Source organism: Streptomyces sp. NA02950 (genome assembly GCF_013364155.1).
In the GTDB taxonomy this organism is placed as follows: domain Bacteria; phylum Actinomycetota; class Actinomycetes; order Streptomycetales; family Streptomycetaceae; genus Streptomyces.
Genome location: NZ_CP054916.1, coordinates 6,255,593 through 6,279,001 on the forward strand (window position 1 = coordinate 6,255,593; position 23,409 = coordinate 6,279,001).

Consider the following 23,409-nt stretch of genomic DNA (forward strand, 5'->3'; position numbering starts at 1 on the left):
GGGCCGTGAGACCCTTGGGGTGCCAGACCTTCGAGGTACGACGACGACCGAAAGCCTTGCCTGTGACCGCCACGGACCGCTCCATCGAGCTCATCAACGCCGCCGCCCAGGCGGCCGCCGACAAGCTCGCGCACGACATCATCGCGTACGACGTCAGCGACGTGCTCTCGATCACCGACGCCTTCCTGCTGGCCTCGGCGCCCAACGACCGCCAGGTGAAGTCGATCGTCGACGAGATCGAGGAGCGGCTGAACAAGGAGCTCGGCGCCAAGCCGGTGCGCCGCGAGGGCGACCGCGAGGCCCGCTGGGTGCTGCTGGACTACGTGGACGTCGTGGTGCACGTCCAGCACAGCGAGGAGCGGGTCTTCTACGCGCTGGAGCGGCTGTGGAAGGACTGCCCCCAGCTGGAGCTCCCGGCCGACGCCGTCGCCACCCGGGGCAAGGCGGAGGAGTACGCACAGGCGCAGGCGGCCGACGGCGGCCCGGTCGGTGGTGAGCTCAGCTGAACGGCACCAACGGCGGCCGGGGCCGCCGTGTCGTCCTGTGGCGGCACGGCCAGACGGCCTGGAACATCGAGCGCCGCTTCCAGGGCTCCCTGGACATCGAGCTGACGGACACCGGGATCGCGCAGGCGCGCCGTGCGGCCCGGCTGCTGGCCGCACTGGGACCGGACGCGATCGTCGCCTCCGACCTCAAGCGGGCCGCGGCGACCGCCGCCGAGCTGGCGGCCGTCACCGGGCTCGAGGTCTCCCACGACGCCGCGCTCCGGGAGACCTACGCCGGTCAGTGGCAGGGGCTCACCCACGACGAGATCATGGCGCGGTTCGGCGCGGAGTACACCGCGTGGAAGCGCGGTGAGCCCGTGCGCCGCGGCGGCGGCGAACTGGAGTCCGAGGTCGCCGACCGGGCCGCCCCGGTGGTGCTGGAGAGCGCCGAGAAGCTGCCCGACGGGGGCACGCTCGTGGTGGTCAGCCACGGCGGCACCATCCGCACCACCATCGGCCGGCTGCTCGGTCTGGAGCCCCGGACCTGGGAGGCGCTGGGCGGTCTGTCGAACTGCTGCTGGTCGGTGCTGGGCGAGGGACTGCGCGGCTGGCGGCTGCTGGAACACAACGCCGGATCGCTGCCCGAGCCGGTGCTCGGCGACGACGACTGAACGGATTTCCTTTTCCGGCAGGTCACCGGCTATGCTCCTTCTCGTTCGAAGCGCTCCGGCGCGGAGAACAGCGGGGCTATAGCTCAGTTGGTAGAGCGCCTGCATGGCATGCAGGAGGTCAGGAGTTCAATTCTCCTTAGCTCCACAGCACCGCACCGATCCCGTCCCCTTCAGAGGGTGGCGGGATCGGTGCTTTCCCGGATCACCCGGTCCGTTCCCCGTGGTCGGCTCGCTCCGCCCCCTCTGTCCCCTCCGCCCGATCGGCCCGTATCGCGGAGAGCGGGCGGGCATGGACGGAGCAGCCGATCAGCGGGTCGTGGATGGCCCGCAGCCGCTCCAGAAAGACCCGGCTCTCCGCGTCGTCCGGGGTGTAGACCACGACCCGGGTCTCCGGTGCGCCGCTGACCTGCATCGACGTCGAGATCAGCCGTATCTCGCCGACCGAGGCGTGCTGCACCACCTTGATCCGCGAACCGGGCGGGGCGACGTCCCCGGTGCGCCAGAGCCGGGCGAACCGGTCACTGGCGGCGAGCAGCCGGTCCAGGAACTCCTCCCAGGCGGGCTCGCCCACATGCCGTCCGTACGCACCGCGCAGCGTCGCCACGATGACCGGCATCTCCTGGTCCAGGTTGAGCAGCGAGACACAGCACCGCTGGGTCACGAAGAGCTGCCACAGCACGTTCCGCTCGGGCCCGGTGGTCACCAGCATCGACGGAAACAGGTGCTGGTAACCGGCGTTGTACGCCAGGATGTCGTAACGGGCGTTGTAGACCACGGCCGGAAGCGGGTCGAGCGCGTCCAGGATGCCCTGCACCTCGGGGCTGACCGTGCTCGTGTCCCGCGTCCGGTCCGGGACGTACGGCACCTCGGCCAGGTGGTACAGATGCTCGCGCTCGATCCCGTCGAGCCGCAGGGTGCGCGCGACCGCGTCCAGCACCTGCACGCTCGCGTTGATCGGGCGGCCCTGCTCCAGCCAGGTGTACCAGGTGACCCCGACGCCGGAGAGCTGGGCGACCTCCTCCCGGCGCAGCCCGGGGGTGCGGCGGCGCAGCCCGGGCGGCATCCCCACGTCGGCGGGGGTCACCCGGGCGCGGCGGCTGCGCAGGAAGGCGGCCAGCTCGGGCCGCCGCCGCTGGGTGGTGTGCCGGTGCTGTGCGGTGTTCACGGCCATCGTCGCTCCCCATGTCCCCCGTGGCGGCGCCGTCCCCCGTGGCGGCGGCTCCCCTGACGGCCCCCGCGCGGAGGGCCGGTCCTCCATGCTCCCGGTGGCGGCCGGAGGCTGCCAGGTGCTGCCACTACCAGCATCGGCGGGCTCTCGTTACCGGTACCGGCGCGCCGACAGGCTCGGCTCATGACGCACACCACCCCGACCACCCCTCTCCCCGCAGAGGACTCCACAACCAGTAAAGGCCACCCCACTGACAACCCGGCCGCCGTCCCGGCCGCGCGGCGGCCCCCACGCCCCGGGTGGCTGCTCGCGATCGTCCTGACCGGCCAGCTCATGGCCGTGCTCGACGTCTTCATCGTCAATGTCGCGGCGCCGACCATGCGCGCCGATCTGCACGCCTCCGGCGCCGGACTCCAGCTCGTCATCGCCGGTTACACGATCTCCTACGCCGTACTCCTGATCACCGGGGCGCGGCTGGGCGCCCTGATCGGCCACCGGCGGATGTTCCTGGCCGGGCTCGCGGGCTTCACCGCCTCCTCGCTCGCCTGCGGTCTGGCCGGCAGCACCGGGCAGCTGATCGCCTTCCGGTTCGTCCAGGGCGCGGCCTCGGCGGTGATGCTGCCGCAGGTGCTCAGCCTCATCCAGCGGACGTACACGGGCAGTTCGCGGGCGCGGGCGCTCGGCGCGTACTCCGCGGTGCTCGCCTCCGGTGCCGCCGCCGGGCTGATCGTGGGCGGGGTGCTGGTCGAGGCGGATCTGATGGGCGCGGGCTGGCGTCCGGTCTTCCTGGTGAACGTGCCGATCGGGCTGCTGCTGCTCGTCCTCGGCCCGCGGCTGATGGGCTCCCCGGAGGAGACGCCGGGCGGCCCGGCCACCGCGCCCCGGAGCGGGCTGGACGTACCCGGTCTGCTGCTGCTGGCCGCGGCGGTCCTGCTGTTCACGGTGCCGATGGTGCTCGGACAGGAGCGGGACTGGCCGCTGTGGGGCTGGATCATGCTGGGGCTGAGCGCGGTCCTGGTGGGGCTGTTCGCGGTGTACGAGGCACGGCTGGCCCGGAGCGGCGGCAGGCCGCTGATCGCCCCGCGGGTGGTGCGGGCGCCCGGGATGCCGGTGGCCGTGATCCGCATCGTGCTGGCGATGGCGACGAACGGCGGATTCCTGTTCGCCACCACCCTGCATGTGCAGGGCGGTCTGGGCTACAGCGCGATGCGGGCCGGACTGACCTTCGTGCCCTCGGCGGCCGCGTTCGGCGTGCTGGGGCTCAACTGGCAGCGGCTGCCGGTGCGGTGGCAGCCGGTCGTGGTACCGGCCGGATTCACGCTGGCGACCGTGTCGTTCATCGGGCTCGGTCTGGCGCTGCGGGACGGCGGCGACGGCGGCCTGGGGCTCTACGTGGCCCTGGCGGGCATCGGAGCGGGTCTCTCGCTCGCCTACAGCCCGGTGCTGACAGAGACGTTGGCGACCGTACGGCAGCAGGACGCGGCGGACGCCAGCGGCGTGCTGGTGACGGCGGCTCAACTCGGTCTGCTCAGCGGAGTCGCGGTCTTCGGCACGGTGTTCCTGAACGCGGCGGACGGTGCGGCGCCCGGAGCGCGCGCCTCGGCGGACGCCCTGTGGGTGACCTGCGTCGCACTGGCCGCGGCGGCGGCATGCGGAGCGTTGCTGAGTCTCGTGAGGCGTGTGAGGCATCTCCGCTGACCTGGGCGTCGTCCCATGGCAGAATCGGACGGCCGGAGGGGCAGGGGCCGACAGTCCGATGGGGAGGGCAGGTGGGATGCCGACGAGCATCCTCGATGCGATCGAGGACCTTTCCGACACGCATGGGCCGGGCATCGCCTGCCCGTCCTGCGGCTCCGGCAAAGTGGCTCAGGTTCTCGGCGACAACGGCGGTGTTTCCTACGTGTGTACGGCCTGCGGCCACAGCTGGAGCTGAGTGACATGGGAGCACACAGCCGGAAGTGTGACTGGTGCGGCAGCGGTACACCGATCGTCCGCGACATGGAGCCGCTCAACTCCGACTACCAGTACTGGTGCGCGGAGTGCGCACGGGCGCTGATCATCAAGGGCGATCCGATCGAGACCTACCGGGAGCTGGAAGGGGAGCCGATCTACGGTCGGCTCCTCGACGAGCACTGCACGCTCAAGCGTTTCTACTCGTTCGCCACGGCGTAACCCGGCCCCCGCTCCCGCCCCGCGGCAATCGATTTGGCGGAAGGTCGGGGCCTCCGTGTAGTGTGGGCGATGCCGCCGAGGGGAACCGGGCGGAGCAAGACCTGGGGCTATAGCTCAGTTGGTAGAGCGCCTGCATGGCATGCAGGAGGTCAGGAGTTCAATTCTCCTTAGCTCCACAGCGACCGGAGACGGACTGTCCGATATGGATGGTCCGTCTCTTTCGTCCTTTCCGGGGGTCTTCCGGTCCAGGGGGCTCCCGACGGGATTTTCCTCCGCCGTCCCGCCCGGACTTCCGTCCGCCACCGCGGCTCCCTCGATGCGGGCCGTTGGCGCCCTGCGGTAACCTGACCCCATGCGTGCCGTACGCCTTCTGCTTAGCGGGCCGCGCTGATCAAGTCCGACCGAGCACAGCTCCGGTCGGCATCGGCGCGGCGTCCCCTCCTGTGCGAGGGGTCTTTTTGTTTCGGAGGCAAGAGGGAGCCGTTCCCTACCGCAGGCAGAGACGACCGATGGAGCTTTGAGGATCATGAGCGAGACCAATGCCGCGGCCGAGGTCGCGCCGCACCGCTACACGGCCGCCCTGGCCGCTGACGTCGAAGCCCGCTGGCAGGACTTCTGGGACGCGAATGGCACGTATGACGCGCCCAACCCGAGCGGTGACCTGGCCGGTGACGCCGAGACCGCGGCCCGGCCCAAGAAGTTCGTCATGGACATGTTCCCCTACCCCTCGGGTGCGGGCCTGCACGTCGGCCATCCGCTGGGCTACATCGCCACCGATGTCTACGCCCGCTACCACCGCATGACGGGCCACAACGTCCTGCACACCCTGGGCTTCGACGCCTTCGGCCTGCCCGCCGAGCAGTACGCGGTGCAGACCGGCACCCACCCCCGGGTGAGCACCGAGGCCAACATCGAGAACATGCGGCGCCAGCTGCGCCGGCTGGGCCTGGGCCACGACCCGCGCCGCTCCTTCGCGACGATCGAGCCGGACTACTACAAGTGGACCCAGTGGATCTTCCTGCAGATCTTCAACTCCTGGTACGACCCGGAGGCGCGGAAGGCCCGCCCGATCGCCACCCTGGTGGAGCAGTTCGCCTCCGGTGAGCGCCCGACCCCCGACGGCCGCGCCTGGGCCGAGCTGACCGAGGCCGAGCGCGCGGACGTCCTGGGCGGCCACCGCCTGGCGTACGCCTCGGACGCGCCCGTCAACTGGTGCCCCGGGCTGGGCACGGTGCTGGCCAACGAGGAGGTCACCGCGGAGGGCCGCTCCGAGCGCGGCAACTTCCCCGTCTTCAAGGCCAAGCTGCGCCAGTGGAACATGCGCATCACCGCCTACGCCGAGCGGCTGCTGACGGACCTGGACGCGCTGGACTGGCCCGAGGCCATCAAGCTGCAGCAGCGCAACTGGATCGGGCGCAGCGAGGGCGCCCGGGTGGACTTCCCGGTGGCCGACCGCCCCGAGGCGAAGATCACCGTCTTCACCACCCGCCAGGACACCCTGTTCGGCGCCACCTACATGGTGCTGGCCCCCGAGCACGGCCTGGTGGACGAGATCGTCCCGGCCGCCTGGCCCGAGGGCACCCATCAGGTGTGGACCGGCGGACACGCCACCCCGGCCGAGGCCGTCGCCGCGTACCGCAAGCAGGCCGCGGCCAAGTCCGATGTCGAGCGGCAGGCCGAGGCCAAGGACAAGACCGGTGTCTTCACCGGCGCCTTCGCCGTCAACCCGGTCAGCGGCGAACCGGTTCCGGTCTTCATCGCCGACTATGTGCTGATGGGCTACGGCACCGGCGCGATCATGGCCGTTCCGGCGCATGACACCCGTGACTTCGCGTTCGCCCGCGCCTTCGAGCTGCCCATGCGCTGTGTGGTCGAGCCGTCGGACGACCGCGGCACCGACCCGTCCACCTGGGACGACGCCTTCGCCTCGTACGACGCGAAGATCGTCAACTCGACGGGGGAGACGGTCTCGCTGGACGCCCTGGGCGTCGTCGAGGCCAAGGCGCGCATCACCGAATGGCTGGAGGCCCGCGGCATCGGCGAGGGCACCGTCAACTTCCGGCTGCGCGACTGGCTGTTCAGCCGGCAGCGCTACTGGGGCGAGCCCTTCCCGATCGTCTACGACGAGGACGGCATCGCCCACCCGCTGCCCGAGTCGATGCTGCCCCTGGAACTGCCCGAGGTCGACGACTACGCGCCGCGCACCTTCGACCCCGACGACGCCGACACCTCCCCGGAGACCCCGCTGTCCCGGAACGAGGACTGGGTCGACGTGGTGCTGGACCTGGGCGACGGCCGCGGCCCCCGCCCGTACCGCCGCGAGACCAACACCATGCCCAACTGGGCCGGATCGTGCTGGTACGAGCTGCGCTACCTGGACCCGCGCAACGCCGACCGGCTGGTCGACCCGGACATCGAGCGGTACTGGATGGGCCCGCGCGAGGGGCAGCCGACCGGCGGTGTCGACCTGTACGTCGGCGGCGCCGAGCACGCCGTGCTGCATCTGCTGTACGCGCGCTTCTGGTCCAAGGTGCTGTTCGACCTGGGCCATGTCTCCTCGGCCGAGCCGTTCCACAAGCTGTACAACCAGGGCATGATCCAGGCGTATGTCTACCGGGACAGCCGGGGCATCGCCGTCCCGGCCGCCGAGGTCGAGGAGCGCGACGGGGCCTACTGGTACCAGGGCGAGAAGGTCACCCGGCTGCTGGGCAAGATGGGCAAGTCCCTGAAGAACGCCGTCACGCCGGACGAGATCTGCGCCGAGTACGGGGCCGACACGCTGCGGCTGTACGAGATGGCCATGGGTCCGCTGGACGTCTCGCGCCCCTGGGACACCCGCGCGGTCGTCGGCCAGTACCGGCTGCTCCAGCGGCTGTGGCGCAATGTCGTGGACGAGAACACCGGCGAGGCCGTGGTCGTCGACGCCGAGCCCGACGAGGCGACGCTGCGCGCCCTGCACAAGGCGATCGACGGGGTCCGGCAGGACATGGCGGGGCTGCGCTTCAACACCGCCATCGCCAAGATCACCGAGCTGAACAACCACGTCACCAAGGTGCGTGAGGTACCGCGCCAGGTGGCCGAGGGCCTGGTGCTGCTGATCGCCCCGCTGGCCCCGCACATCGCCGAGGAGCTGTGGCGCAAGCTGGGCCACACCACCTCGGTCGTCCACGAGCCCTTCCCGGCCGCCGACCCGGCGTACGTGGTCGACGAGACGGTGACCTGCGTGGTGCAGATCAAGGGCAAGGTCAAGGCGCGGCTGGAGGTCGCCCCGTCGGTCTCGGAGGACGAGCTGGAGAAGCTGGCGCTGGGCGACCCCGCGGTGGTGGCGGCGCTGGACGGTGCGGACATCCGCAAGGTGATCGTGCGGGCGCCGAAGCTGGTCAATATCGTCCCGGCGTGATCGCCGCCGTTCCTGCGCCTTTCCCGTACGGGCGGGCCGGGGGTTCCTGAGGAACCCCCGGCCCGCCCGGTCCGTTTAGGCTGGAGGAACGAGTGCCGTTGACGCGTGCCGCTGCCGTGCCCGACGCCCCGACGCCTTGAAGGAGCGCACATGGAAGCCATCTGGATCCTGTTGGTGCTGTTCCTCGTCTGTGCCGGGGTGGGGGTGTACGCGACCGCGCGAGCGGTCAAGGCGGCCAAGCGGGGCATCGACCGCACGGTGCACCAGGCCCGGCGCACGGTGGAGGACACCCGGCTGCGGGCCCGTCAGTTCGCCCAGCCGGGCACCGCCGGTGAGCTGGCCGAGCTGAGGCTGTCCCTGCGCTCCTCGATGCACGCCACCGAGCAGGCGCTGACCGCCTCGGCGGAGCAAGACCGGTCGCTGTCGGAGTCGTTGGGGCTGTTCCGGAGGCTCACCGAGCACGGGCGGGAGCTGGAGGAGGACCTGAAGCGGCTGGAGCGGGAGCCCGACCGGGCCAGGGTCACGGCCCTGCTGCCGGAGTTGCGGGAGCGCACCCAGCGGATCACCCGCTCCGCGGACTCGCTGCGGTGGGCGGCGCGGGACCGGGCCCAGCGGTTCGCCCGGGACGATCTGGACGCGCTGGGCCGCGAGATCGACATGGAGGCGGGCGCGCTGCGGCACTGGACGGCGGAGACGGCGGAGGGGCCGGGGCCGTCGCAGGGGGCGCCGGAGCCGCCCTCGCTCGGTACGACGCCCCGGACCGAGGGCTACTCCTGGCAGAAGGCCTGGCGGAAATCCGCCCGTCCGGAGAACACGGCCTGAGCCGGGACGGTGCCGGCGGGTGTGAGCCGGTCCGGGCCGGGTAAGGCCCTGACCGGTACGGTCAGTGATCATTCGGTGGGGTCGCGCTGTCGGCCCGGCGCGTCCCCCGATAACCTCCCTGTCATGTCCCGCCATGTCGCGATCGTGACCGATTCAACGGCGTACCTGCCGCAGGAGGCGATGGAGCGGCACCGCATCACCGCCGTTCCGCTGACGGTGGTGCTCGGAGACCGGGCCCTGGAAGAGGGCACCGAGATCTCGGCGCGTTCCCTCGCGCAGGCCCTGCAGAAACGCAGGCCGGTGACGACGTCCCGGCCCAGCCCGGAGATGTTCGCGGCGGCCTACCGCGCCGCCGCCGAGGAGGGGGCGACGGGCATCGTCTCCCTCCATCTGTCCGCCGAGATCTCCGGTACCTACGACGCGGCGGTGCTCGCCGCCCAGGACGCCCCGGTGCCGGTGCGGGTGGTGGACAGCGGCATGGTCGCGATGGCGCTGGGCTTCTGCGCGCTGGCGGCGGCCGAGGCGGCGGAGGGCCGGGGCACGCTGGACGAGGCCGTGGCGGCGGCCCAGAAGCGGGCCGACGGCACCGCCGCCTACTTCTACGTGGACACCCTCGACTATCTGCGGCGCGGCGGCCGCATCGGCACGGCGCAGGCCCTGCTCGGCTCGGCGCTGGCGGTCAAACCGCTGCTCCAGCTCGACGGGGGGCGGATCGAACTGCGGGAGAAGGTGCGTACCGCCTCGAAGGCCCTGGCCCGGCTGGAGGAACTGGTGGTGGAGCGGGCCGGACTGAGTCCGGTGGACATCGCGGTGCAGCATCTGGCGGCGGGGGAGCGCGCGGCGACGCTCGCGGAGCGGCTGCGGGAGCGGGTGCCGGGGCTGGTGGAGCTGTACGTGGGGGAGGTGGGCGCGGTGATCGGTGCCCACACCGGGCCGGGGCTGCTGGGCGCGATCGTTTCGCCGCGGTAGGGGCCGGGGGCCGGGTCCGGTTCGTTCACCCGTCGGGGTGACCGGGATATCCACAACCGCTGGGTTTTCCCCGGGATTTGGGGTGTCTCGGCGGGATCGGCCGGATGTGCCTACCGTCGGGAGGCATGAGGTCACGATCACATGCAGTAATCATCGGTGCGGAGCGCGGTCGTCATCGCGGGGGTGGGACGGGCCGTGGCTCGTCGTCGCCTTCGTCGCCTTCGTTGCATCCGGCGCCCTCGTCGTCTTCGGCTCGTGCCGCGGCCCTGTTGCCCGCGCATCGGCGCGGGGCTCCCGTGCGGGAGGCGGGTCCACCCGACACCGGGCCCGATACCGACACCGGGCCCGATACCGACATCGGGCCCGATACCGATACCGATACCGGGCCCGGTACCGGATGCGGCACCGTCGCCCTCGGCAGCCGGGACGGTCCGGAAGCCAACGCCCCGGCGCGTGCGACACCGCGGTGGGCCGACCCCGCCGAAACCGAGGGTGGCGGTGAGGCCGGAGCGGGAGTCGGGGCCGAGCCCGGCGGTGGCGGGGCGCTGCGGCGCCGCGAGCGGATCCGGCTCGTGCTGCGGGAACGGCTGCCGACATGGCTCCAGGTGCGCTGCGGTATGCAGCTCAGGACTCTGGCGGCGCTGTCGGTCGCCCTGCTCGTGGCGGTGGCCTTCGCGGTGTATCACTTCTGGACCGGCCGCCCTCAGACCGTGCGGGCACCGGACCCCGAGCCGCCGCGCGCCGCGCCCGCCGGGTCCGTTCCCACCCCCGGCGGGCGGCCCGGCCCGGGGGCGGGCCGTTCGGTCGTCGTCGATGTGACGGGCAAGGTCCGGCGTCCGGGGCTGCGTACGCTGCCGTCCGGCGCGCGGGTCGACGACGCGCTGGAGGCGGCGGGCGGGGTACGGCCGGGTGCGGACACCAGTGGGCTGAACCGTGCCCGGCCGCTGGTCGACGGTGAACAGATCGTGGTCGGCGCCCCGGCGGGCCAGGCTCCCGGCGGCCCGCCGGCCGCCGGGGGAGATGCCGCGGGCACGGGCGGCGGTACGGGCTCCGGTGCCGGTACGGGCCCCGGCGCCGGAGCTCCGGGTGCACCCGCCGGACCGGGTACGGCGGGCGGGCCGGGTGCGCCCGGTGGGCCGGTCAGCCTCAACTCCGCCACCCCGGAGCAGCTCGACACTCTGCCGGGCGTGGGTCCGGTGCTGGCGCGCCACATCATCGACTACCGCACCCAGCACGGCGGTTTCCGCAGTATCGAGGAGCTCCGCGAGGTGAATGGCATCGGCGAGCGCCGGTTCGCCGATCTGCGTCCGCTGGTCCGCCCATGACGGCACAGCCCACCCGGGCCCGCGCACCGGTGCACGCCGCGGCCGCCTCGCCGCGCGGGGCGTCCGAGCCCCGCCAGGAGGGCCCGCCCGACCTCCGTCTGGTGCCGCCCGCCGTCACCGCCTGGGCCGCCGCTGCCATCGCGCTGGGCACGCCGGGCCGCACCGTCGCGGTGGTCTGTGCGCTGGCCTGCCTCGCGGCAGCCGTCCTGCTGCTCAGGGCCCGCCGCCGGACCGTCCCCACCACGGCCGGCCGGCCGCACGGCACCTCCCACCCCCACAGCGGTCCCCGAGGGCGCGGCTCCAACTCCCCGGCGCACGGCGGTGGGCGGCGCAGACGGGCGGCCGGGGCGGTGGCCGCGGCGCTGCTGTGCGGTGCGGCGGCGGGGGCGGTCGCCGCGCTGCACGCGGCGGAGGTGCGGGACGGCCCGGTTCCGGACCTGGCCCGGGAGTACGCCGAGGTCACCGCGGAGGTGCAGGTCACCGGTGACCCCCGGCTCACCCGCCCCCGGGTGCGGGGCGCCGCACTCGCACCCGTGGCGGTGGTGATCGAGGCGGAGGTCGGCCGGGTCACCGGACCCGACGGCATCACGACCGCCACCCGCGCGCCCGTGCTGGTGACGGTCCGCGCGGGCGCCGAGCGGGACCGGGCCCAGTGGCTCGGGCTGCTGCCCTCCACCCGGCTGCGGGTGCACGGCCGGCTGGCGCCGCCGCTGCGCGACGGGGACCGCGTCGCGGCCGTCGTGCGGGTCGACGGCGGCGGGCCACCGCGGGTCATCGGTGCGCCCAGCACCCTCCAGAAGCAGGCGGGGCGGCTGCGCGCGGGGCTGCGGACCGCGACGGACGAGCTCTCCCCGGACGCGCGGGCGCTGCTGCCGGGCCTGGTCGTGGGGGACACCTCCCGGGTGCCGCCCGACCTCGACGAGGCGTTCCGGGCCACGGACCTGCTGCATCTGATGGCGGTCTCCGGCAGCAATCTGACGCTCGTTCTCGCCCTGCTGACCGGTCCGCCCCGCCTTGCCGCACGGGCCGAGCGGCGGGGGCTGGCGGCCGCGCTCGGTATCCGGCTCAGAACGACGGCCGTGCTCGGCGGCGCGCTCACCCTGGGCTTTGTCATCGTGTGCCGTCCCGAGCCCAGTGTGCTGCGTGCGGCGGTGTGCGGGCTGATCACCCTGCTCGCCCTCGGCACCGGACGGCGCAGATCCCTGCTTCCGGCCCTGGCCGCGGCCGTCCTGGCGCTGGTCCTCTACGACCCGTGGCTGGCGCGGAGTTACGGTTTCGCGCTCTCCGTGCTGGCCACCGGCGCGCTGCTCACCTTCTCACCGGTGTGGGCCGCCGGGCTGCGCCGCCGTGGTGTGCCGCCGCGATGGGCCGAGGTGCTGGCGGCGGCCGCGGCCGCCCAGGCGGTCTGCGCTCCGGTTGTTGTGGTGCTGGCCGAGCGGGTGAGCCTGGTGGGGGTCCCCTGCAATCTGCTGGCCGAGGCGGCGGTCGGCCCGGCCACCGTTCTGGGGTTCGGCGCGCTCGCCGTGGCCCCCTTCATCCCGCCGCTCGCCGGGTGGATCGCCTGGCCGGCCGGATGGCCCGCGGAGTGGATCGCCGAGGTGGCCAGGAGGGGCGCGGCCCTGCCCGGGGCGGAGCTGGACTGGCCGGGCGGCTGGCAGGGCGGGCTGCTGCTGGCCGTCGCCACTCTGGCCGCCGTCCTGGTGGGCCGCCGGGTGCCGCACCCGGGGTGGCTGTGCGCGGTGTGCGCGCTGGTGCTGCTGCTGACGGTCGTCCGCCCGGCGCCGCTGGCCCGCGTCATCACCGGCTGGCCACCGCCCGGCTGGCGGCTGGTGGCGTGTGACGTCGGCCAAGGTGACGCCCTGGTCCTGGCGGCCGGACCCGGCACGGCCGTTGTGGTGGACACCGGCCCCGAGCCACTGGCCGTCGACCGCTGTCTGCGTTCCCTGGGAGTGGTCCGGATTCCGCTGCTGGTGCTCACCCACTTCCACGCCGACCATGTGTCCGGGCTGACCGGAGCGCTGCGCGGGCGCGCGGTGGGGGCCATCGAGACGACCGGTCTGGAGGAGCCGCCCGGCCAGGCCGAGTTCGTGCGGCGCCGCGCGCGGGCGGCGCGGGTGCCGGTGGTCACGGCGGGGCCGGGGGAGCGCCGCCGGTTCGGCCCGCTGTCCTGGGAGGTGCTGTGGCCCGCGCCCCCGTCCCCGGCATCGCCCCCGGGCACGCCCGCCGTACCGCCGGCGGACGGGGCGAACGACGCGAGCGTGACCCTGTTCGTCCGTACCGCGGGGCTGACCCTGCTGCTCCTCGGTGACCTCGAACCACCCGCCCAGCGGGCCCTGCTGACGGCCCACCCCGAGCTGCCCCGGGTCGATGTGGTCAAAGTCGCCCACCACGGCTCGGCCTATCAGGACCCCCGGCTGATGCACCGCCTCCACCCCCGCCTGGCGCTGATTTCCGCCGGTGCGGGCAATCCGTACGGACATCCGGCACCACGCACCATCGCGGCCCTGCGCGCCCAGGGGGCGGCCGTGCTGCGGACGGACACCGACGGGCCGATCGCGGTGACGGGCCCCGCGCTGCGCGCGGTGCTCAGACGGTCCTCTCGGTTCAGACCGACCACACGCCGTTCCGCATCAGATGGCGCCGCGGGAGCTCGGGCTCCTCGTGCCAGACCTGCACTTCGGTGGGGGCCACCCGGTAATAGGCGTAGGAGGAGCCGTTCCCGGGCCGCCGGGGATCCCACAGCGCCTTGGCCGCGAAGGCGTCCGCGGTGGCGGCCGGCACCTGGTCCGGAGCGAACACCTCCACCGTTCCCCCGATCAGCACCACATCACGGGTGTCGGCCAGGGAGAGGCGGGCCCGGCCGACCTCCCGCAGATTGCGGCCGGTGGGGTTGGTCCGGCGGGTGGAGAGCCAGATCGCCCCGCCGTCCCACAGGAACGACAGCGGCACCAGACAGGGCAGCCCCTGCCCGTCGGCGGACGCCACCCAGATGTCCGCCTCCCGCTCCAGTCGCTCCAACAGATCGCGTTTGCGCTGCTCCTGGCCACGCACCACCGCGTCGTCCCCCATGGTCTGTCCCCGCCCCTCTCGACCGGTCCGCCCGGGTGCACGCTATCCACGCGGCGGTGCCCGGTGCCTCGGGCATTCGGTGTAGGACCGGGGCCGCATGTCAGCGGACCGGGGCCCTACGTCAGCGATGGACCCGGCCCGCTGGGGGACCGGATCGCCGGTGGACCGGGGCGCTCTCCTCCTCCCGTGCGGGGGACTCCTGCGCCGGGGCGGAAGGAGCTTCTCCGCGGCCACCTGGGCGCTGTACAACCACGCCATGGGTCCGCCTCGACCGAGACCGCCCTGCACATCACCGACGAGGAGCGCCGCATCGGACAGGAGCAACTGCTGGACCCCGGCGCGTAGCGGGCGGCGGACACCTCACGCCGTGGCGGCGCGGACCACGTCCCGGGCCAGGGCGAGGGCCCCGGCCACGGCCGCCGGGATGTCGGTCACCGGGTAGAGGGCGTGCCGGACGGTGCGATCCGCACCCGAGACGACCAGGATCAGCCGCTTGAGGCGGAGTTGCTGTGCCGCGCGGAAGGCGGGCAGCCGCAGCGCGGCGGCGAGGCGCAGTTCGCTGTCGGACAGCAGGGGGAACGGCACCTTCTCGGCTGTCGCGAAGACGGCCTGCTCATCGGGGCGTTGGGTGCTCACACCCCGTACCGCGGCGCCCGCCGCGCGGAAGGACTGCCAGGCGTCGCGGAACAGCCGGTTCTCCAGGGTGCAGCCCACCGCGCCGGGGATGTCCGCCCAGCTGTCCGGGAGGGGGGAGGGAACCCCGGTCGCCGGGTAGGTGAACAGCACCGTGGCCGCGCTGTGTTCCGCGACCACGTCATGGAGGGCGCCGTCGGAGCCGGTGAGCGCGAGGCCGGGCGGTACGGCGGTGTCCACCAGGCCCCGGACGCGGGCCGTCTCCGCGCTGCCGTCCTCGGCGGTCGCGGTCAGGGAGCCGTCGCCGAGCAGCCAGCGGTCGGCCCAGTCCTGCATGCCGATCAGCACCGGCAGGAACGCCCGGCCGCGTTCGGTCAGTTCGTAGGCGTACCTGACCGGCCGGTCCTGGTAGGGGCGGCGCTCCAGCACCGCATGGTCGACCAGCTCCTTCAGCCGCTCGGCCAGCACCTTGCGGGAGATGGACAGCTCCCGGGTCAGCTCGTCGAAGCGCAGGTGCCCGCGGGCGACCTCGCGCAGGACGAGCAGGCTCCACCAGTCGCCGAGCACGGCCGCGGCCCGCGCGATACCGCAGACGTCATCGAGGTCTCGCTTCCTTGTCATCGCCGTCCATAGTAAGTTCCCTTTCGGAATCAAGTCCATTCCGAAAGGAAACTCGCTGATGTCGCTGGCCCGGTGGACCGAGGTCGACGCCTACTTCAACACCCTGCTCACCCCCTCCCACCCGGCCCTGGACGCGGCGCTCGACCTGAGCGCGGCGGCCGGTCTGCCGCCGCACCAGGTGGCGCCCAACCAGGGCAAGCTGCTGCATCTGCTGACGAGGATCCGGGGCGCGCGCAGGGTGCTCGAGATCGGCACCCTCGGCGGCTACAGCACCATCTGGCTGGCCACGGCCCTGCCCGCGGACGGCCGCCTGATCTCCCTGGAGGCCGATCCGGGGTGCGCCGAGGTGGCCTGCGCCAATGTGGCGCAGGCGGGGCTGTCCGGGGTCGTCGACATCCGCACCGGACCGGCGCTGGACTCCCTCCCGCGGCTGGCCGAGGAGGGCGAGGGCCCCTTCGACGTGGTCTTCATCGACGCCGACAAGCCGAACAACCCCGGTTATCTCGGCTGGGCGCTCCGGCTGACCCGTCCCGGCAGCCTGATCATCGGCGACAACGTGGTGCGGGACGGAGCGGTGGCCGACCCCTCCAGCACCGATCCCAAGGTCCAGGGCGTACGGCGGTTCACCGAGATGATGGCCGAGGAGCCGCGGCTGACGGCCACCGCGGTGCAGACGGTCGGCGAGAAGGGCTACGACGGTTTCACGCTGGCCCTGGTCACCGGCTGACCGAGCGGTCCTGATCGCTGATCATCGCCCAGCGGCCCTGGTCACGGTCCGCCCGGCGCGTCCGCCGTCCGACCGATGCCGGACAATGGCCCGGTGATCGATGAAGGACTGAACGGCGTCCGGCACGTCCTGGTGCTGCCCGACCGCGACGCGGCGGAGGAGGTCGCCGAGGCGCTGCCCGAGCGGTTCCGCACCTCCCACGAGCCCCAGTTGGTCCGGGACGCGCTGGCGGGCGAGGACGATGCCGAGGACGCCCAGTGGCTGGTGGTGGTCGAGGACCCGGCCCGGGAGCTGGACCCCGCCGCCCTGGACGCCTTCGCGGAGGAGTACGAGGGCTGGCTCGAGGCCGAGTAGCGCCACGGGCCACGGGCCACGGGCCACGGGCAACGGGCCACGGGTCCGGATCCCCGATCCCCGAACACGGCCCCCGCCGCCACGTCGTACCCGGCCCGGCGGGGGATGTCGGTGGTCCGTGGGATGCTGGACCGCGATGGCCAGGAAGACGACGACCGACGATCCGCTCGCCCCCGTGACCCTCGCCGTGGGTCAGGAGGAGCTGCTGCTCGACCGCGCCGTGCAGCAGGTCGTGGCGGCCGCCCGCGCGGCCGACGCCGACACCGATGTGCGCGACCTCACTCCCGACGCACTCCAGCCCGGCACCCTCGCCGAGCTCACCAGCCCCTCGCTCTTCGCCGAGCGCAAGGTGGTCGTGGTGCGGAACGCACAGGATCTGTCGGCCGACACCATCAAGGACGTGAAGGGCTATCTCGGCGCCCCCGCCGAGGAGATCACCCTCGTACTGCTGCACGCGGGCGGAGCCAAGGGCAAGGGCCTGCTCGACGCCGCCCGCAAGGCCGGGGCACGCGAGGTCGCCTGTCCCAAGATGACCAAGCCCGCCGACCGTCTGGCGTTCGTGCGCTCGGAGTTCCGCGGTACGGGCCGGTCCGCCACCCCGGAGGCGTGCCAGGCGCTGGTCGATGCCATCGGCAGTGATCTGCGCGAGCTGGCCAGTGCGGTGTCGCAGCTCGCCGCCGATGTCGAGGGCACCATCGACGAGTCCGTCGTCGCCCGCTACTACACCGGCCGTGCCGAGTCGTCCAGCTTCACCGTCGCCGACCGCGCCGTCGAGGGGCGGGCCGCCGAGGCGCTGGAGGCGCTGCGCTGGGCCGTGGCCACCGGAGTGGCGCCGGTGCTGATCACCAGCGCACTGGCCCAGGGCGTACGCGCCATCGGCAAGCTGGCCTCGGCCCCGCGCGGCGCCCGCCCCGGTGATCTGGCCCGGGAGCTCGGGATGCCCCCGTGGAAGATCGACCGGGTGCGGCAGCAGATGCGCGGCTGGTCGGCGGACGGTGTGGCGGTCGCGCTGCGCGCGGTCGCCGAGGCGGACGCGGGGGTCAAGGGCGGCGGGGACGATCCGGAGTACGCCCTCGAGAAGGCCGTCGTGACCATCGCCCGCGCCGCCCGCTCAGGCCGCTCCTAGCGAGCGCGCCCTCCGAGCGGAGCGGGTGCCCCGCGCGCAGTGGGCGCCTGAAACGAAGCGGGCGCCCCGGTCACTCCTTCATCTTCGCGAGCGTCGCCTTGGCGCTCTTCTTCAGCATGTCGACGGCCTCGTCGTCCGTCTTGGCCGTGGCGCCCGACGAGCTGGACACGTACTCCGACCATGTGGACTGGTAGGTCGTCCAGCCGTCGCGGACCCCGAGGATCACATACCCCCCGGTGCTGGAGCTGGACCGGCTGGTCTGCGTCACCACGTACGCCTCGTCGCCGAGACCGCCGACCGCCTTGACCTTGTAGCTGTAGCTGGAGGTCTTCTGGGACTCATAGGCCCGGTAGGTGGCCTCGAACTCGGGTGCCGGGTCGGTCTTCTTGTGCAGCGACGCCGTCGTGTAGAGCCACACCGAGGAGTAGTCGCTGCTGGACGCGGAGTCGGGCTTGAAGTCGATGTTGCAGGACATCGAGTCCAGCGCCGGGTTCTGGGAGCTGCTATGCGTCGGGTTGGAGCTGTTGCGGCTGTCCGCGCCCTTCACCTCGTACCCGGCGTCCTCGAAGGTCTTGGTGTCGGTCGGGTCGCACAGGTCGTCCGTGTAGGTGTACCCGGCGAGATCGGCCTTCGGCTTGTCGCTGCCGCCGAACCCTCCGGTGGCCAGCAGGGCACCTGCCCAGACAGCCGAGGCGAGGATGGCTCCGCCGAGCCCCCACAGCCAGATCCTGCCGCCCCGGCCGCCGCCGCCCGCCGGGCCGCCGGGCGCCATCGTGGGCGGCGCCCCCATGGGCGTGCCCGGCTGCCCGTACCCGGCCATGGGCATGGCGGCCATCGTGGGCTGGGCGTAGGGGTTGGCGGCCTGTGGCTGGGCCGGCTGCTGTGGCACTCCGTAGGCGCTGTGCTGAGGCTGCTGGGGCGGCTGGGGCTGCCCGTACGGGTTGGGTGTCTCCCCCGGTATCGACATGACGTGAACATACCCGAGAAAACCGGGAAAGCCCCACGCTGTCCGGGGAAAGGACGGCGTGGGGCTTCCACGTCGATTGCTGTGCGCCGCACCCGCGTGGCGAACGCAGGCCGCGTGCGGCGCGGTGCCGCAGTCAAGCTGTCGGCTGCCGGTCGGAGCGGGTGAGAGGGACCGCTGGGCCCGGACCGGCGGGGTGGGACGGCTTACGCCCCGGAGGGGGCGGTGTACGCCCCGGGAGCGGCAGCTCTGACGTCAGCCCTTGAGGCCGGCGACCTGCTGCGCGAGCGCCGACTTCTTGTTGGCGGCGTTGTTCTTGTGGAGCACGCCCTTGCTGACGGCCTTGTCGAGCTTGCGCCCGGCGACGCGGGCGGCGGCGGTGGCCTTCTCGGCGTCACCGGCGGCCACGGCCTCACGGGTGCGGCGGATGGCGGTCTTCAGCTCGGACTTGACGGCCTTGTTGCGCAGACGGGCCTTCTCGTTCGTCTTGTTGCGCTTGATCTGGGACTTGATGTTCGCCACGTAAAGAGCCTTCGCAGGTTCGTTGGATTTCGCTGGTCGTGTTCCGCGTCCGCGGCCGCCCGAGGGCGGCACGAGACACAGTCGGCCAGGTTACCAGCAGGGTCTGTGGCGTCCCAAACCCGGAAGCGGTCGTCGGTCATGGGACCATGGACGGACTGACCCAACCCCGATTACACCGAGTCCCGCCTAGACACAGGACCCTGCGTGCCCGCGACCCCTACCAATGTGCCGGAGCCGAGCCGTACCGACCCGGCTCTCATCCGTAACTTCTGCATCATCGCGCACATCGACCACGGCAAGTCGACGCTCGCCGACCGTATGCTCCAGCTGACCGGTGTGGTCGAGCAGCGGCAGATGCGCGCGCAGTACCTCGACCGCATGGACATCGAGCGCGAGCGCGGCATCACGATCAAGTCCCAGGCGGTCCGGCTGCCCTGGGCGCCCACGAAGGACGAGGGCGGGCCCGAGTCGGCCACCCACATCCTCAACATGATCGACACCCCCGGCCACGTGGACTTCACCTATGAGGTCTCGCGCTCGCTCGCGGCCTGTGAGGGCTGCATCCTGCTGGTCGACGCGGCACAGGGGATCGAGGCCCAGACCCTCGCCAACCTCTATCTGGCGATGGAGAACGACCTCACGATCATCCCGGTCCTCAACAAGATCGACCTCCCGGCCGCCCAGCCCGAGAAGTACGCCGCCGAGCTGGCCCATCTCATCGGCTGCGACGCCTCCGATGTGCTCAAGGTCTCCGCCAAGACCGGTGAGGGCGTCGCGGAGCTGCTGAACCGGGTCGTGGAGCTGGTCCCGGCCCCGGTGGGGGTCGAGGAATCCCCCGCCCGCGCGATGATCTTCGACTCGGTCTATGACCCGTACCGGGGCGTCGTGACGTATGTGAAGGTCGTGGACGGCACGCTCAGCAAGCGTGAGCGGATCAAGATGATGTCCACCGGCGCCGCCCACGAGCTGCTGGAGATCGGCACCAACTCGCCCGAGATGACCCCCTCCGACGGGCTGTCCGTCGGTGAGGTGGGCTATCTGATCACGGGTGTGAAGGACGTCCGCCAGTCCAAGGTCGGCGACACGATCACCCAGTTCACCAAGGGTGCCGAGGAGCCGCTGGGCGGCTACAAGGATCCCAAGCCGATGGTCTTCTCCGGGCTGTATCCGCTCGACGGCTCGGACTACCCGGAGCTGCGCGAGGCCCTGGACAAGCTCCAGCTGAACGACGCCGCGCTGGTCTACGAACCGGAGACCTCCGCCGCGCTCGGCTTCGGCTTCCGCGTCGGCTTCCTGGGGCTGCTGCACCTGGAGGTGATCCGTGAGCGCCTGGAGCGCGAGTTCGGTCTCGACCTGATCGCCACCGCGCCCAACGTGGTCTACCGCGTGGACATGGAGGACGGCACCGAGCACACGGTGACCAACCCCAGCGAATTCCCGGTGGGCAAGATCGACACGGTGCACGAGCCGGTCGTCCGGGCCACCATCCTCGCCCCGAGCGAGTTCATCGGCGCGATCATGGAGCTCTGCCAGAACCGCCGCGGTGTGCTGCTCGGGATGGACTACCTCTCCGAGGACCGGGTCGAGATCCGCTACACCCTGCCCCTCGCCGAGGTCGTCTTCGACTTCTTCGACCAGCTGAAGTCCAAGACCCGCGGCTATGCCTCGCTGGACTACGAGCCCACCGGTGAGCAGACCTCGGACCTGGTCAAGGTCGACATCCTGCTGCACGGCGACAAGGTCGACGCCTTCTCCGCGATCACCCACAAGGACAAGGCGTACGCCTACGGTGTCCGGCTGGTCGCCAAGCTGCGCGAGCTCATCCCGCGGCAGAACTTCGAGGTGCCCATCCAGGCGGCGATCGGCTCCCGGGTCATCGCCCGTGAGACGGTCCGCGCCATCCGCAAGGACGTCCTCGCCAAGTGCTACGGCGGTGACATCTCGCGTAAGCGGAAGCTGCTGGAGAAGCAGAAGGAAGGCAAGAAGCGGATGAAGATGGTCGGCAGCGTGGAGGTCCCCCAGGAGGCGTTCATCGCGGTGCTGTCCTCCGACTCCGACGGCGGAGAGGCCAAGGGGAAGAAGTGATGCCGCAGTGACGCGACACGACGCGACGGAGTGAAGCGAGTGGCGCGAAACGAGTGATCAGCGGGCCTGGTGCGAACGATGCGCCGGGCCTGCTGCCATGTGGGCGGAGATGCGGCTCTTCAGCGAGTGAAGCGTGCGGCGCGCCGCCCGTCGTCGTTTGAACAACGTGACCTGCAACCCCTTACGCGGTAAGGATTCGGCCCCTACTCTGATCACTGCTCGAAGGTTACTCACGAGTCACCAAGCAATGAGGCTGGCCCCGGAGGATGCCGTGACCGACACACAGACTTTGCTCGAGAACCGGCCGCCATCCCTGGCGTCGCACTTCCTCCAGCGCGTCGAGGCGACGCCTGACAAGGAGGCGTATCGCTATCCGGTCCGGGCTGCCTCGGGCGCGGGTCCCGACGAATGGCGCCCCCTGACCTGGCGCGAAAGCGCGGATCGGGTCTTCGCCATCGCCGCCGGTCTGATGGGTCTGGGCGTCCGCCCCGAGGAGCGGGTCGCGCTCGCCTGCTCCACCCGTGTGGAGTGGATCCTCGGCGACCTCGGGGTTCTCTGTGCGGGCGCCGCGACCACCACGGTCTATCCGAGCACCAACGCCGAGGAAACCGCGTTCATCCTGTCCGACTCCGGCAGCCGGGTGCTGCTCGCCGAGGACGCCGCCCAGCTCGCCAAGGTCCGCGAGAAGCGCGACGAGCTGCCCGAGCTGGCCCATGTGGTGGTGATCAACGCCGATGACGCGGTCCCGGCCGCGGGCGACCCGGAGGGCTGGGTGCTCTCCCTCACCGAACTGGAGAAGCGCGGTACGGCCTATCTGGAGCAGCACCCCCAGGCCGTCCGGGAGCGGATCGACGCCCTGCGCGCCGACCAGCTCGCCACGCTCATCTACACCTCCGGCACCACCGGCCGCCCCAAGGGCGTACGGCTGGTGCATGACTCCTGGTCGTACATGGCCATCGCGATCGGCAGTCTCGACGGGCTGCTCTACGCCGACGATGTGCAGTACCTGTGGCTGCCGCTGGCGCATGTCTTCGGCAAGGTGCTGACGGCCGGGCAGATCTACGTCGGGCACACCACCGCCGTGGACGGCCGGGTCGACAAGATCATCGAGAATCTTCCGGTGGTCCGCCCGACCTACATGTGCGCCGTGCCCCGGATCTTCGAGAAGGTCTACAACGGAGTGGCCGGGAAGGCGCGCGAGGGCGGCGCGGCCAAGTACAAGGTCTTCCAGTGGGCGGCCGGGGTCTCCCGTGAGTACGCCAAGACCTACCAGGACAACTTCCGCCGCACCGGCAGCCCTTCGGTTCCGTTCGGCCTGAAGGCCCGGCACGCCCTCGCCGACAAGCTCGTCTACGCCAAGCTGCGCGAGGCGTTCGGCGGGCGGCTGCGCGCCGCCGTGTCCGGCTCGGCCGCGCTCGCGCCCGAGATCGGCTACTTCTTCGCGGGCGCCGGGATCAACATCCTGGAGGGCTACGGCCTCACCGAGTCCAGCGCCGCCAGCTTCCTCAACCCGGTGGACTACCGCACCGGCACCGTGGGCAAGGCGTTCCCCGGCACCGAGGTGCGGTTCGGCGAGGACGGCGAGATCCTGCTGCGCGGCCCCGGTGTCATGGAGGGCTACCACGGGCTGCCGGAGCTGACCGCGCAGGTGCTGGAGTCCGACGGCTGGTTCCACACCGGGGACATCGGGGAGCTCTCGTCCGACGGCTATCTGCGGATCACCGACCGCAAGAAGGACCTGATCAAGACCTCGGGCGGCAAGTACGTGGCCCCGGCGGAGGTCGAGGGCCAGTTCAAGGGCGTCTGCCCATTCGTCTCCAACATCCTGGTGCACGGCGCCGACCGCAACTACTGCACCGCGCTCATCGCCCTCGACGAGCCGACCATCATGGGCTGGGCCAAGGAGCACGGCATGGCGGGGAAGTCCTACGCCGAGGTCGTGGCCACCGACGAGGTGCGGGAGTTGATCGACGGCTATGTGCAGCGGCTCAACGAGGGGTTGCAGCGCTGGCAGACGATCAAGAAGTTCCGGCTGCTGCCGCGCGATCTGGACGTGGAGCACGGTGAGTTGACGCCCAGCCTGAAGCTCAAGCGACCCGTGGTCGAGCGCGAGTACAAGAACCTGATCGAAGACATGTACGCGGGAACCCGGGAGGCCTGAGGGAAGTTGACTGTGCCCGGGGCAACGGGCACAGGAATTTTCCCCTCATCGTTGCTCACTTGCGTAACTCGACGCATATGAGGGCGGTCCGTCTGTCACGCTGTCCCTGCCGGTGCCGTCCGCACCGGACGCGGA

Annotated in this window: 20 protein-coding genes, 2 tRNA genes and 1 pseudogene; 18 read left to right on the forward strand and 5 right to left on the reverse strand. The window is 71.9% G+C overall.

The annotated features are described in order from the left end of the window. The first annotated feature begins 62 nt into the window (after positions 1-62). The 3 genes from rsfS to HUT19_RS27360 all read left to right on the forward strand — a co-directional run bounded on the left by rsfS (position 63) and on the right by HUT19_RS27360 (position 1,301). On the forward strand, positions 63-506 hold the full coding sequence (rsfS, locus tag HUT19_RS27350; RefSeq protein WP_176183004.1) for a ribosome silencing factor: 444 nt from the start codon (positions 63-65) through the stop codon (positions 504-506). Next, on the forward strand, positions 503-1,156 hold the full coding sequence (locus HUT19_RS27355) for a histidine phosphatase family protein (RefSeq protein ID WP_176187358.1): 654 nt from the start codon (positions 503-505) through the stop codon (positions 1,154-1,156). Before rsfS ends, HUT19_RS27355 begins: the two co-directional genes overlap by 4 nt. A gap of 72 nt (positions 1,157-1,228) precedes the next feature. Beyond that, positions 1,229-1,301: transfer RNA gene (locus HUT19_RS27360), tRNA-Ala, on the forward strand. A 57-nt stretch (positions 1,302-1,358) separates the two neighbouring features. Here HUT19_RS27360 and HUT19_RS27365 read toward each other — a convergent pair. Continuing rightward, the gene (locus HUT19_RS27365; RefSeq protein WP_176183005.1) at positions 1,359-2,327 is read right to left on the reverse strand and encodes a helix-turn-helix transcriptional regulator; all 969 of its coding nucleotides are present in this window, start codon (positions 2,325-2,327) and stop codon (positions 1,359-1,361) included. 180 nt (positions 2,328-2,507) lie between these two features. Here HUT19_RS27365 and HUT19_RS27370 point away from each other — a divergent pair, with 180 nt between their 5' ends. The 9 genes and pseudogenes from HUT19_RS27370 to HUT19_RS27410 form a co-directional block, all read left to right on the forward strand. Beyond that, complete coding sequence (locus tag HUT19_RS27370) at positions 2,508-4,022, forward strand: MFS transporter (RefSeq protein ID WP_176183006.1); 1,515 nt, start codon at positions 2,508-2,510, stop codon at positions 4,020-4,022. A gap of 76 nt (positions 4,023-4,098) precedes the next feature. Then, positions 4,099-4,257 (forward strand): hypothetical protein, encoded by a 159-nt coding sequence (locus tag HUT19_RS27375; protein ID WP_176183007.1) that lies wholly within the window; start codon positions 4,099-4,101, stop codon positions 4,255-4,257. A gap of 5 nt (positions 4,258-4,262) precedes the next feature. After that, positions 4,263-4,496 carry a hypothetical protein gene (locus HUT19_RS27380; protein WP_176183008.1) on the forward strand — a complete coding sequence of 78 codons (234 nt, stop codon included), beginning with the start codon at positions 4,263-4,265 and terminating at the stop codon, positions 4,494-4,496. A 103-nt stretch (positions 4,497-4,599) separates the two neighbouring features. Beyond that, positions 4,600-4,672 (forward strand) — tRNA-Ala (locus HUT19_RS27385). A 350-nt stretch (positions 4,673-5,022) separates the two neighbouring features. Then, complete coding sequence (gene leuS, locus HUT19_RS27390) at positions 5,023-7,896, forward strand: leucine--tRNA ligase (RefSeq protein WP_176183009.1); 2,874 nt, start codon at positions 5,023-5,025, stop codon at positions 7,894-7,896. A 150-nt stretch (positions 7,897-8,046) separates the two neighbouring features. Next, entirely contained in the window at positions 8,047-8,718 is a 672-nt protein-coding gene (locus HUT19_RS27395; RefSeq protein ID WP_176183010.1) for a hypothetical protein, read from the forward strand. A gap of 123 nt (positions 8,719-8,841) precedes the next feature. After that, positions 8,842-9,687 carry a DegV family protein gene (locus HUT19_RS27400; protein WP_176183011.1) on the forward strand — a complete coding sequence of 282 codons (846 nt, stop codon included), beginning with the start codon at positions 8,842-8,844 and terminating at the stop codon, positions 9,685-9,687. 296 nt (positions 9,688-9,983) lie between these two features. Then, positions 9,984-11,012, forward strand: a complete 1,029-nt coding sequence (locus HUT19_RS27405) for a ComEA family DNA-binding protein (RefSeq protein WP_254885814.1) — start codon at positions 9,984-9,986, stop codon at positions 11,010-11,012. After that, positions 11,009-13,579 (forward strand): annotated as a pseudogene (locus HUT19_RS27410) (ComEC/Rec2 family competence protein); the annotation flags it as partial. The gene HUT19_RS27405 and the pseudogene HUT19_RS27410, both read left to right, overlap by 4 nt. Positions 13,580-13,616: 37 nt before the next feature. Here the strand turns inward: HUT19_RS27410 and HUT19_RS27415 are convergent. Continuing rightward, positions 13,617-14,081, reverse strand: a complete 465-nt coding sequence (locus HUT19_RS27415) for a pyridoxamine 5'-phosphate oxidase family protein (RefSeq protein ID WP_176183012.1) — start codon at positions 14,079-14,081, stop codon at positions 13,617-13,619. A 186-nt stretch (positions 14,082-14,267) separates the two neighbouring features. Here HUT19_RS27415 and HUT19_RS27420 point away from each other — a divergent pair, with 186 nt between their 5' ends. Further along, positions 14,268-14,426 carry a hypothetical protein gene (locus HUT19_RS27420; RefSeq protein ID WP_176183013.1) on the forward strand — a complete coding sequence of 53 codons (159 nt, stop codon included), beginning with the start codon at positions 14,268-14,270 and terminating at the stop codon, positions 14,424-14,426. Positions 14,427-14,441: 15 nt separating this feature from the next. On the opposite strand, the gene HUT19_RS27425 is transcribed toward HUT19_RS27420, so the two are convergent. After that, positions 14,442-15,335: a winged helix-turn-helix transcriptional regulator gene (locus HUT19_RS27425; protein ID WP_176183014.1), complete on the reverse strand. Its 894-nt coding sequence runs from the start codon at positions 15,333-15,335 to the stop codon at positions 14,442-14,444. Positions 15,336-15,393: 58 nt separating this feature from the next. Here HUT19_RS27425 and HUT19_RS27430 point away from each other — a divergent pair, with 58 nt between their 5' ends. The 3 genes from HUT19_RS27430 to holA all read left to right on the forward strand — a co-directional run bounded on the left by HUT19_RS27430 (position 15,394) and on the right by holA (position 17,542). Further along, complete coding sequence (locus HUT19_RS27430; RefSeq protein WP_176183015.1) at positions 15,394-16,062, forward strand: O-methyltransferase; 669 nt, start codon at positions 15,394-15,396, stop codon at positions 16,060-16,062. A gap of 75 nt (positions 16,063-16,137) precedes the next feature. After that, the gene (locus HUT19_RS27435; protein ID WP_176183016.1) at positions 16,138-16,416 is read left to right on the forward strand and encodes a hypothetical protein; all 279 of its coding nucleotides are present in this window, start codon (positions 16,138-16,140) and stop codon (positions 16,414-16,416) included. A gap of 136 nt (positions 16,417-16,552) precedes the next feature. Beyond that, positions 16,553-17,542, forward strand: coding sequence for a DNA polymerase III subunit delta (gene holA, locus HUT19_RS27440; RefSeq protein WP_176183017.1), 990 nt, complete (start codon positions 16,553-16,555; stop codon positions 17,540-17,542). A 70-nt stretch (positions 17,543-17,612) separates the two neighbouring features. Here the strand turns inward: holA and HUT19_RS27445 are convergent, their stop codons facing one another. Both HUT19_RS27445 and rpsT read right to left on the reverse strand, forming a co-directional pair. Further along, a complete protein-coding gene (locus HUT19_RS27445; protein WP_254885815.1) occupies positions 17,613-18,509 on the reverse strand; it encodes a hypothetical protein in 897 nt (298 codons plus the stop codon). Positions 18,510-18,761: 252 nt separating this feature from the next. Further along, positions 18,762-19,028, reverse strand: a complete 267-nt coding sequence (rpsT, locus tag HUT19_RS27450; RefSeq protein ID WP_176183018.1) for a 30S ribosomal protein S20 — start codon at positions 19,026-19,028, stop codon at positions 18,762-18,764. A gap of 204 nt (positions 19,029-19,232) precedes the next feature. Between rpsT and lepA the strand changes: the two genes are divergently transcribed. Next, the gene (lepA, locus tag HUT19_RS27455) at positions 19,233-21,113 is read left to right on the forward strand and encodes a translation elongation factor 4 (RefSeq protein WP_176183019.1); all 1,881 of its coding nucleotides are present in this window, start codon (positions 19,233-19,235) and stop codon (positions 21,111-21,113) included. A gap of 271 nt (positions 21,114-21,384) precedes the next feature. Beyond that, on the forward strand, positions 21,385-23,274 hold the full coding sequence (locus HUT19_RS27460; RefSeq protein WP_176183020.1) for a long-chain fatty acid--CoA ligase: 1,890 nt from the start codon (positions 21,385-21,387) through the stop codon (positions 23,272-23,274). Positions 23,275-23,409 lie beyond the last annotated feature (135 nt).